Origin of the sequence: uncultured Marinobacter sp., assembly GCF_963974375.1 — a bacterium.
In the GTDB taxonomy this organism is placed as follows: Bacteria; Pseudomonadota; Gammaproteobacteria; order Pseudomonadales; family Oleiphilaceae; genus Marinobacter.
This window is the reverse complement of the sequence record NZ_CAXBDN010000165.1, coordinates 1-9,819: the sequence shown is the minus strand read 5'-3', so window position 1 is coordinate 9,819 and position 9,819 is coordinate 1. Positions and strand designations below refer to the sequence as shown.

Sequence of the window (9,819 nt, the reverse complement as noted above, 5' to 3'; positions counted from 1 at the left end):
CGAGGCGGCCAGACGTGCCGCGGCCGAGCCGGGTACGGCGGCCATCGCCGGCGACATGGCAGCCGAGCTCTATGGCCTGAGCATTCTGTCCAGCAAGATTGAAGACCGGCCCGACAATACCACCCGTTTTCTGATCATCGGTCGTGAATACGTGGGTCCCAGCGAACACGACAAAACCTCGGTGCTGGTGTCCATGCGCAACCGTCCCGGTGCCTTGTACCGGTTGCTGGAACCATTCCACAAGGCCGATATCAGCCTGACCCGTATCGAAACCCGGCCCTCCCCCAGTGGCACCTGGGCCTATGTGTTCTACATTGACTTTGAAGGGCATATGGACGACCCGGCCATCAGCAAATTGCTCGAGGGCCTGGAAGAGGATGCTGTGGAACTGAAACGCCTGGGCTCTTACCCGGTGGGTGTTCTTTAATACGTGTTCAGGCGTATGTCAGGTGTGGCCGCTGTATGTCCGGGGCAGGATGACCCGGCCGGGCAACGGCTGCCAATCATGTGCTATCCGCTACCGGGCTCAGGCCCGGTTTTGACTGTAAAGGGCAACGGCCCGGAGGAATCCTTGTATGTCGATTGATTATCAGGCGCTGGCCGTAGCTGGTGTACAGGGACTGATGCCTTATCAACCGGGCAAGCCCATTGAGGAGCTGGCCCGCGAGCTGGGGCTGGAACCGGCCAGCATCATCAAGCTTGCCAGTAATGAGAATCCACTGGGGCCGAGCCCTGTTGCCCTGGCGGCGGCCCGCAAGGCCCTTGAGGAAATGTGTCGTTACCCGGACGGCAATGGCTTCAGTCTGAAGGCAGCCCTGGCATCCTTCCTCAAAGTGAGCCCTGTTCAGCTCACTCTTGGCAATGGCTCCAACGATGTGCTGGAAGTAATCGCCCGCTGCTTCGCCGGACCCGGTGATGAGATTGTGTTCTCCCGGCATGGCTTTGCTGTTTACGCGCTGGCGGCGAAAGCCATAGGCGCCACCGGGGTGGAAGTGCCCGCCCTGGAGTGGGGCCATGATCTGGATGCCATGGCCGCTGCGGTTACCGCGAAAACCCGTCTGGTCTTTGTGGCCAACCCCAATAATCCCACGGGCACGGTTCATGGGCAGCGGGCGGTACGCAGGTTCCTTGAAAAAGTGCCGGCCCGGGTGCTGGTGGTGCTGGACGAAGCTTATTGCGAGTATCTTGAAGGCAATGATGATGATGTCGATGGCATCGCGTTGCTGAAAGAGTTCCCGAATCTGATTGTGTCCCGGACCTTTTCCAAGGCCTGGGGGCTGGCGGCGCTGCGAGTGGGTTACGGCATCTCCTCGCCGGAAATTGCAGACATTCTCAACCGGGTCCGCCAGCCGTTTAACGTGGACACCATCGCCCAGGCTGCGGCCACGGCCGTGCTCGCCGACAGTGACTATCTGGAGCGGTCACGCCAGGTGAACCGTGACGGTCTGCGTCAGCTTGAGCAGGGCTTCGAGGCACAGGGTCTGAGCTGGATTCCGTCTGCCGGCAACTTCATTGCGGTGGATGTCGGCGACAATGCCGGTGCGGTCTACCAGGGGCTGTTGGCGAAAGGCGTTATCGTCCGGCCGGTGGCCGGTTACGGTATGCCGCGGCATCTGCGTGTTTCCGTTGGCCTGCCCGAGGAGAACGCCCGTTGCCTGGAGGCCCTGGCGGCGGTACTTCAGGATCAGGGAGCTGCCCGTGGCTGATAGTCCGGCACCGGCAGCCCCCCGGGAGCCCCTGTTTCAGCGAATGGCCGTTATTGGTCTGGGTCTGATCGGCGGCTCCATGGCACTGGCGGCTCGCAACAGTGGCCAGGTGGCCGAGGTGGTGGCGGCCGACCGGCGTCAGGAAGAGCTGGAGCTGGGTGTTGAACTCGGTGTTATTGATCGTGGCGAAAGCCTGCAGCAGGCGGTTGCGGGTGCCGATCTGGTGGTCATCGCGGTGCCGGTAAGGGCTACCCGGGAAGTGCTCGCCCAGATCCGCCCTTATCTTGAGCCGGGTGCCTTGCTGACCGATGTGGGCAGCACCAAGAGCAGTTTTGTTGAGGCGGTGACCGAGGTTTTCGGAACCCTGCCGGCTACGGTAATCCCGGGACACCCCATCGCGGGTTCCGAAAAAAACGGCGTTGCGGCCGCCAATGCTCAGTTGTTTGCCGATCACAAGGTCATACTGACGCCGGCCGGGAACACTGATCAGGCGTTGCTGGCGCGGCTGACAGCACTCTGGCAGGCCTTTGGCGCCACCGTACTGACCATGACGGTGAGTCATCACGACGAGGTGTTAGCCGCCACCAGCCATTTGCCTCACCTGATTGCGTTTTCCCTGGTGGATACGCTGGCCGGTGAGAACCAGAATATGGAAATCTTCCGTTATGCGGCGGGCGGCTTCCGGGACTTTACCCGCATTGCAGCCAGTGACCCGGTGATGTGGCACGACATCTTCCTGTCAAACAGGGAGGCGGTATTACGGGTTATCGATCACTTTACCGAGGACCTTGAGCTATTGCGGCAGGCCATTGATCATCAGGATGGCGCTACCTTGCTCCGGGTTTTCAGTCGTGCCAGAGCGGCGCGCAATCATTTTACCAAAATGCTTTCAGGGCAGGCCTACGTGACAGATATGAGTCAGAAACCGGTCAGATTCCGGCTACAGCCGGGTGGCAGTATCACAGGTGACATCCGGGTTCCGGGTGATAAATCCATATCCCACCGCTCCATTATGCTGGGCGCGCTGGCCGACGGTATCACCGAGGTTCAGGGGTTCCTGGAGGGCGAAGACAGTCTGGCGACCCTGCAGGCGTTCCGTGACATGGGTGTGACCATCGAAGGTCCGGATAATGGTCAGGTGCGGATCTACGGTGTCGGTATCGATGGACTGCAGGCGCCCCGTGGTCCGCTGTACCTTGGCAACTCCGGCACCGCCATGCGGCTGTTTGCCGGCTTGCTGGCAGCCCAGACTTTTGATTCCGAGCTGACCGGTGATGCCAGTCTGTCGAAGCGGCCCATGGGTCGGGTTGCCGATCCCTTACGTGCCATGGGTGCGGTCATTGATACCGCAGAAGGTGGCCGGCCACCGCTTAAAATCAGGGGTGGTTGCAAGCTGGCCGGTATTCACTACGACATGCCGGTGGCCAGTGCCCAGGTCAAGTCCTGCCTGTTGCTGGCAGGGCTTTACGCCGAGGGCATGACCTCGGTCACCGAGCCGGCACCAACCCGGGATCATACCGAACGGATGCTGACGGGTTTCGGCTATCATGTGCACCGGGACGGCGCCACTGCCAGTGTGGTTGGTGGCGGGCGTCTGGCCGGCGGCAAGATTGACGTGCCTGCAGATATCTCGTCGGCGGCGTTTTTCCTGGTGGCGGCCTCAATTGCTCCTGATTCCGACCTGACGCTTCGTCACGTAGGCATGAATCCGACCCGAACCGGCGTAATCAATATCCTGCGGCTGATGGGCGCAGATATTGAGGTACTCAATGAGCGGGAAATTGGCGGTGAGCCAGTTGCGGATCTGCGGGTACGCAGTGCCAGCCTCAAAGGCATCGATATTCCGGAAGACCAGGTGCCGCTGGCCATTGACGAGTTCCCGGTACTGTTTATTGCCGCCACGTTTGCTGAAGGCCGGACCGTGTTGCGAGGCGCGGAAGAGCTGCGGGTGAAAGAAAGTGACCGGATACAGGTGATGGCCGACGGCCTGGCGGCCGTTGGGGTTGAAACCACGGTTACCCCGGACGGAATCATCATTGATGGTGGTCAGGCCATGGCTGGCGGCCTGGTTGACAGCCATGGCGATCACCGTATCGCCATGTCATTTGCGGTTGCTTCACTGCGGGCCAGCGGGCCCATTGAGGTGACTGACTGTGCCAATGTGGCAACGTCGTTCCCGGGTTTTGTGGAGCTGGCCTCCTCTAGCGGTATCCGGATCTCTGCGGAGGAAGGATGATGAGCGATGTTATTCCGGTGGTAACCGTCGACGGCCCCGGTGGCTCAGGCAAGGGTACAATCACTCAGATGCTGGCCAGACGGCTGGGCTGGCACTTGCTGGACAGTGGCGCGCTCTATCGGTTGACGGCCCTGGCCGCGAGTCGCCAGGGCGTGGCCCTGAATGATGAGCAGGGCCTGGTTGCCGTTGCTCGCAGTCTCGACGTGGCGTTCCGGCCAACCCCTGCCGGCGAGCCGGTGAGAGTGATTCTGGCGGGCGAGGACGTTACTGCAGAAATCCGTACCGAACAGTGCGGTGACGGCGCCTCCCAGGTAGCGGTGATCCAGTCGGTCCGGGATGCATTGTTGCAGCGGCAGCGGGATTTCCGGCAGGCTCCGGGGCTGGTGGCGGATGGTCGCGATATGGGCACGGTGGTGTTTCCGGACGCACCGGTCAAGGTGTTTCTGACCGCCAGTGCCGAGGAAAGGGCACAACGGCGCCACCTTCAGTTGAAGGAGAGCGGTGTCGATGTTAACATTGCACACCTTTTAGACGAAATTCGGGCGCGGGATGAGCGGGATATAAACCGCGAAGCTGCCCCGCTTAAGCCTGCAGATGATGCGCAAGTCATTGACTCTACAGGTTTAAGCATTGAAGAGGTGCTGTCAAAGGTCATGGCTCTGGTGAGTCAGGCCTGACTGCATCCTTTTGCTATTTTGCCGTTTGGCAAAGGGCCTGGAGTCTTGAAGGCCGTAATGTATCCGTCAGTGGTGTCTCTGCCAGTCTCTGGCCACCGTCGGATTTTGACTAACAGACCGTGCTGCTGGCCGTACGGATGAAACTTGCGTTGAACACATAGGACTCATAATGAGCGAGAGCTTTGCTGATCTTTTCGAAGAAAGCCTTAAAGAAATTGACATGCAACCAGGTTCCATTGTCCAGGGAACCGTGGTGGATATCGACAACGACTGGGTCACCGTTAACGCCGGGCTGAAGTCCGAAGGTGTTATCCCCGCCTCCCAGTTCCTGAACGAAAAAGGCGAGATGGAAGTTGCGATCGGCGATGTTGTCGATGTAGCTCTCGATGCGGTTGAAGATGGTTTCGGTGAAACCCGTCTGTCCCGTGAGAAAGCGAAGCGTGCCGAGGCCTGGAAAGTGCTCGAGAAGTCCTTCGAGGCTGAAGAAGTTGTCAAAGGTATGATCAACGGCAAGGTCAAGGGTGGTTTCACCGTCGATCTGGCTGGTATCCGTGCCTTCCTGCCAGGCTCACTGGTAGATGTTCGTCCGGTCCGCGACACTGCGCACCTGGAGAACAAGGAACTCGAATTCAAGGTTATCAAGCTCGACCAGAAGCGTAACAACGTGGTTGTTTCCCGCCGCGCCGTTCTGGAAGCTGAAAACAGTGCCGAGCGTGAAGCTCTGCTTGAGACTCTGACCGAAGGTATGGAGCTCAAGGGTATCGTCAAGAACCTGACCGACTACGGTGCATTCGTAGATCTGGGCGGTGTTGACGGCCTGCTGCACATCACAGATATGGCCTGGAAGCGCATCAAGCATCCGAGCGAAATCGTTAACGTTGGCGACGAAATCACCGTCAAGGTGCTGAAATTCGATCGCGAGCGGAATCGTGTTTCCCTGGGTCTGAAGCAGCTGGGTGAAGATCCCTGGGTTGAAATCAAGGCTCGTTACCCCGAGAACAGCAAGGTTACTGCCCGTGTCACCAACCTGACCGATTACGGTTGCTTTGCCGAGCTGGAAGAGGGCGTTGAAGGTCTGGTTCACGTGTCCGAAATGGACTGGACCAACAAGAACATTCACCCCTCCAAGGTGGTTCAGGTAGGCGACGAAGTTGAGGTGATGATCCTCGACATCGACGAAGAGCGTCGTCGTATTTCTCTGGGTATCAAGCAGTGCATTGCCAATCCGTGGGAAGATTTCTCCGGTCGTTTCAACAAGGGCGACAAGGTCAGCGGCAAGATCAAGTCGATCACTGACTTTGGTATCTTCATTGGCCTCGACGGCGGCATTGACGGACTGGTTCACCTGTCCGACATCAGCTGGAACGAGACTGGCGAAGAAGCCGTTCGCGAATACAAGAAAGGCGACGAAGTCGATACCGTTATCCTGTCTGTTGATCCCGAGCGTGAGCGCATCTCCCTGGGTATCAAGCAGCTGGAAAGCGATCCGTTCGCCGAGTTTGTGCAGCTGAACGACAAGGGCTCCATCGTCAAGGGCACTGTTTCCTCCGTCGATGCCAAGGCAGCTACCATTGCCCTGAACGACGAAGTTGAAGCCGTCCTGAAAGCCTCCGAAATCAGCCGTGACCGTGTTGAAGACGCACGTAACGCGTTGAAAGAAGGCGAAGAAGTTGAAGCCAAGATCATCAGCATTGATCGCAAGAACCGTGTGATCAACCTGTCTGTCAAATCCAAGGATGTGGAAGACGACAAGCAGGCGCTGGAAGGCGTTCGTGCGAAGGCCTCTGAAACCTCTGGTGCGACCACTATCGGTGATCTCATCAAGGAACAGATGCAGCAGCAGAACGCTGGCAAAGAGTGAACTGAGACTCTTTGATCTAAAAAAACGGGCTGTAACAGCCCGTTTTTTTTGTGTTTTTTTCAAGTTTGGCTAAACTAGGGATAAGAAGCAGTACACAGGGCTTCGCAATAAGAACGAAAAAGGGAAAGGCCTCATGACAAAGTCTGAGCTGGTCGAATTGATTGCATCAAAGCAGACTCAATTGTCCGTAAAAGATGTGGAACTGGCGGTAAAAACCATTATCGAACATATGTCCCAGTCGCTGGCTGAAGGACAGCGGATCGAAATTCGTGGTTTTGGAAGTTTTTCACTGCATTACCGGGCGGCGCGTACTGGCCGCAACCCCAAAACCGGAGATGCCGTGCAGCTTCCGGCCAAGCACGTGCCTCACTTCAAGCCCGGCAAGGAATTGCGAGAGCAGGTCAACGACAGCCTCAAGCAGGGTTTCTGAAGGCAGGGCACCAAGGATCCGCGTAAGGCAGAAACAGAGCCTGTGATGACTTGAGTTCTGTTTTTTTGGCTAGCCTGGGTATTTTTCCTGGAGCAAGGATATTATGGCAGGGATACAGAAGATCCTGGTTCTTCTGATTGTTTTGCTGGTCATCGTGATAACGCTGGTCTTTTCCATGAACAATCAGATGTCGGTGTCACTCAATTTTCTTCTGTTCGAGACACAGCCCCGCGGTGTTGCCGTCTGGATCATTCTGTCCTTCGTGGTTGGTGCAGTCCTCGGTATTCTTATCACCTTGTTGACCACCTTCAGAATTTCAGTTTCCCGCCGGAATCTCCGGAAGCGTTTGGAGAAGGCTGAGCTGGAACTGGACAAAGCGGCTACCCCCAAAGACCGGTCTCTTTAATGGATATGCTGTTTCAATGGCTGCTACTGACCATAGCGGTGGCAGCGGGCTGGTTTATCGGACGTCATTTCCGGCCCTTCCAACGGTCAAAAAAGACCATCTCTGACGAATCCTCGGTTCGTGACCGGCTGCAGTTTCTGTTTACCAATTATTCCGACCAGGCGGTCGAGAACTTCGTGCAGTCGCTGGCTGTCAATCGCGATACCGTGAGCCTGCATCTGTCTATTGGTGCCCACTTTCGCCACAAGGGTGAAACAGACCGGGCCATTCTGATCCATCAGAATCTGTTGGCACGGCCTGAACTTCCCGGCCATTACTCTCCCCAGGTGACCTACGAACTGGCCATGGACTATCTCGCAGCCGGACTGCTTGATCGGGCGGAAGCCCTGTTCCATGACCTGATGGGAGATCCGGCCTACGGTGAGCGGGCGTCGGGTCAACTGATAGAGCTGTATCAGCAGGAGCGGGAGTGGGGCAAGGCGGCCCAGGTGGCCCGCACCCTGATGAAGTCCGCGATTGATCCGCAAATGGCCAGACAACTGGCCTACATTACCTGTGAGCTGGCCGATCTGGCACTGCACAAGGATGATCGCTGGGGCGCCCAGAAGCTGGCCAAGGAGGCGCTGTCCATTGATTCTGCCTGTGTCCGCGCCACCTTCATTCTGGCAGAGCTTCACGCCCGTCAGGGCAATTACAAAGAGGCTGCGGTCACCTGCCTGAAAGTGTTTGATCAGAACCCGGAATTCGGCCCGGAAGCCATCGATCGCTTCATGAAGTGGGAGCGAAGCCACGGGGATGTGGCCAAATCCATGAAGCGTCTGCGCAAACTCTATGAGCAGTGGCCAGGCACCAGCCTGCTGCTGGCTCTGGCGGAGTCGATGGAAAAGTCCTCCGGACGTCAGCGGGCAATCGATCTGTTGCGCTCCGAACTGGAGACTCGTCCCAGTGTGCGGGGCCTGTTGCGACTGGTTGAGTTGTCAGGTTACGAGCGTGGCGTGGCTACCGGGGAAGACCGGCTGGTCAGCCGGATAGGGCACCTTATTCTTTCCAACCGGCCAGTGTACCGGTGTGTGAATTGCGGCTTTTCCGGTCAGCAACTGCACTGGCTGTGCCCCAGTTGCAAGGAATGGGAAACAGTGCGCCCGATTCAGGGCGTGGAGGCAGAGTAGGCTGGTGTTTCCGGACAGATCAGCTGTTTGGAGCACGACCGATTCAGACTCAGGTTATAACGTTCATTTCGTTTCATTTCACTCCAGACAGGACCGATTCACGTGCAGGTTTCAAACGATCCCCGGATTATCGTCGCTCTCGATTTCCCTTCCGAACAGCCCGCTCTGGCGCTGGTAGACACCCTGGACCCGGCGTTGTGCCGACTCAAGGTGGGCAAAGAGTTGTTTACACGGTCAGGGCCGGGCCTGGTGCGTCAGTTGCACGACCGTGGTTTCGAGGTTTTCCTTGACCTGAAATTCCATGATATTCCGAATACCACCTCGGCGGCGGTGGCGGCTGCAGCGGATCTGGGTGTCTGGATGGTGAACGTTCATGCCGCCGGTGGCGAAAAGATGATGGTTGCCTGCCGCGAACGACTGGAGCCCCTGGGTGCGGACCGGCCGTTGCTGATTGCGGTCACCGTGCTGACCAGTATGAATGCAGACGATCTCGCCGGAATTGGCGTTGCCGGCACGCCGGCGGATCAGGTGAACCGGTTGGCGACGCTGACCCGCAATTGTGGTCTCGATGGGGTGGTCTGCTCTGCCCAGGAGGCACCTCTACTGAAGCGGGAGCAGGGACAGGACTTCAGACTGGTGACGCCGGGCATACGACCGGTGTCGTCGGAGCGCGGAGATCAGCAGCGGGTGATGACACCGGAAGCGGCCATCAGGGCAGGCAGTGATTACCTGGTGATCGGGCGGCCGGTGACCCAGGCTGCTGATCCCCTGTCTGTGCTGCGTTCGATACACGCCGAGATCGCGTCACTGGTTTGAGCGCCGCGATTTGACGCAGTCCTGCCTGGCCCGGGAAGGTGTCAGGCAGGAAAAGCTAAAGGGCTGAAAACCGGCATAAAAAAAGCCGCATTCGGGATTCCGGATGCGGCTTTTCAGAATAGTGGCTCCCCGACCTGGGCTCGAACCAGGGACAAACGGATTAACAGTCCGTTGCTCTACCAACTGAGCTATCGGGGAACAGTCGTTGTCGACAAGGCGCGTATATTAGAGAGCCATTCCCGTCTCGTCAACCCCTGTGCCGGACATTCGCTGTGGCGACGCCGGCAAGGGCTCCCGGGTCACCCCAGAGCTTTTTTCAGCCGTGTCACGGCTTCCTTCAGCACATCCATGCTGGTTGCGAAGCTCAGGCGCATATGCCCCGGGGTTCCGAACGCGGAACCGGGAACCAGTGCCACACCGGCATCCTTCAGCAGCATTTCAGCCAGTTGCACGTCATCACTGATGGCGCTGTTGGCGTCGATGGCGCCCTGGAAGCTGGGGAACACGTAAAAGGTGCC

General features: G+C 58.1%; 10 protein-coding genes and 1 tRNA gene. 9 read left to right on the top strand and 2 right to left on the bottom strand.

Annotated elements, in window-relative coordinates:
• The 9 genes from AAC035_RS13865 to pyrF form a co-directional block, all read left to right on the top strand.
• A partial coding sequence (locus tag AAC035_RS13865; protein WP_339805135.1) for a prephenate dehydratase domain-containing protein occupies nt 1-427 on the top strand: 427 nt, incomplete at its 5' end.
• 148 nt (nt 428-575) lie between these two features.
• Nucleotides 576-1,706: a histidinol-phosphate transaminase gene (gene hisC / locus AAC035_RS13860; RefSeq protein ID WP_339805133.1), complete on the top strand. Its 1,131-nt coding sequence runs from the start codon at nt 576-578 to the stop codon at nt 1,704-1,706.
• 43 nt (nt 1,707-1,749) lie between these two features.
• Nucleotides 1,750-3,942, top strand: coding sequence for a bifunctional prephenate dehydrogenase/3-phosphoshikimate 1-carboxyvinyltransferase (locus AAC035_RS13855; RefSeq protein WP_339805137.1), 2,193 nt, complete (start codon nt 1,750-1,752; stop codon nt 3,940-3,942).
• Complete coding sequence (gene cmk / locus AAC035_RS13850) at nt 3,939-4,619, top strand: (d)CMP kinase (RefSeq protein WP_339805131.1); 681 nt, start codon at nt 3,939-3,941, stop codon at nt 4,617-4,619. The genes AAC035_RS13855 and cmk overlap by 4 nt, the downstream gene beginning before the upstream one ends.
• 169 nt (nt 4,620-4,788) lie before the next feature.
• Nucleotides 4,789-6,480, top strand: coding sequence for a 30S ribosomal protein S1 (rpsA, locus tag AAC035_RS13845; RefSeq protein ID WP_339805129.1), 1,692 nt, complete (start codon nt 4,789-4,791; stop codon nt 6,478-6,480).
• Between the two features lie 133 nt (nt 6,481-6,613).
• Nucleotides 6,614-6,910 (top strand): integration host factor subunit beta, encoded by a 297-nt coding sequence (locus AAC035_RS13840; RefSeq protein WP_339805127.1) that lies wholly within the window; start codon nt 6,614-6,616, stop codon nt 6,908-6,910.
• Between the two features lie 103 nt (nt 6,911-7,013).
• Nucleotides 7,014-7,316 (top strand): LapA family protein, encoded by a 303-nt coding sequence (locus AAC035_RS13835; RefSeq protein ID WP_339805126.1) that lies wholly within the window; start codon nt 7,014-7,016, stop codon nt 7,314-7,316.
• Nucleotides 7,316-8,485, top strand: a complete 1,170-nt coding sequence (gene lapB / locus AAC035_RS13830; RefSeq protein WP_339805124.1) for a lipopolysaccharide assembly protein LapB — start codon at nt 7,316-7,318, stop codon at nt 8,483-8,485. Before AAC035_RS13835 ends, lapB begins: the two co-directional genes overlap by 1 nt.
• A gap of 102 nt (nt 8,486-8,587) precedes the next feature.
• Nucleotides 8,588-9,301: an orotidine-5'-phosphate decarboxylase gene (pyrF, locus tag AAC035_RS13825; protein WP_339805122.1), complete on the top strand. Its 714-nt coding sequence runs from the start codon at nt 8,588-8,590 to the stop codon at nt 9,299-9,301.
• A gap of 122 nt (nt 9,302-9,423) precedes the next feature.
• Here the strand turns inward: pyrF and AAC035_RS13820 are convergent.
• Nucleotides 9,424-9,499 (bottom strand) — tRNA-Asn (locus AAC035_RS13820).
• A gap of 101 nt (nt 9,500-9,600) precedes the next feature.
• A partial coding sequence (locus tag AAC035_RS13815) for an aminotransferase class I/II-fold pyridoxal phosphate-dependent enzyme (RefSeq protein WP_339805120.1) occupies nt 9,601-9,819 on the bottom strand: 219 nt, incomplete at its 5' end.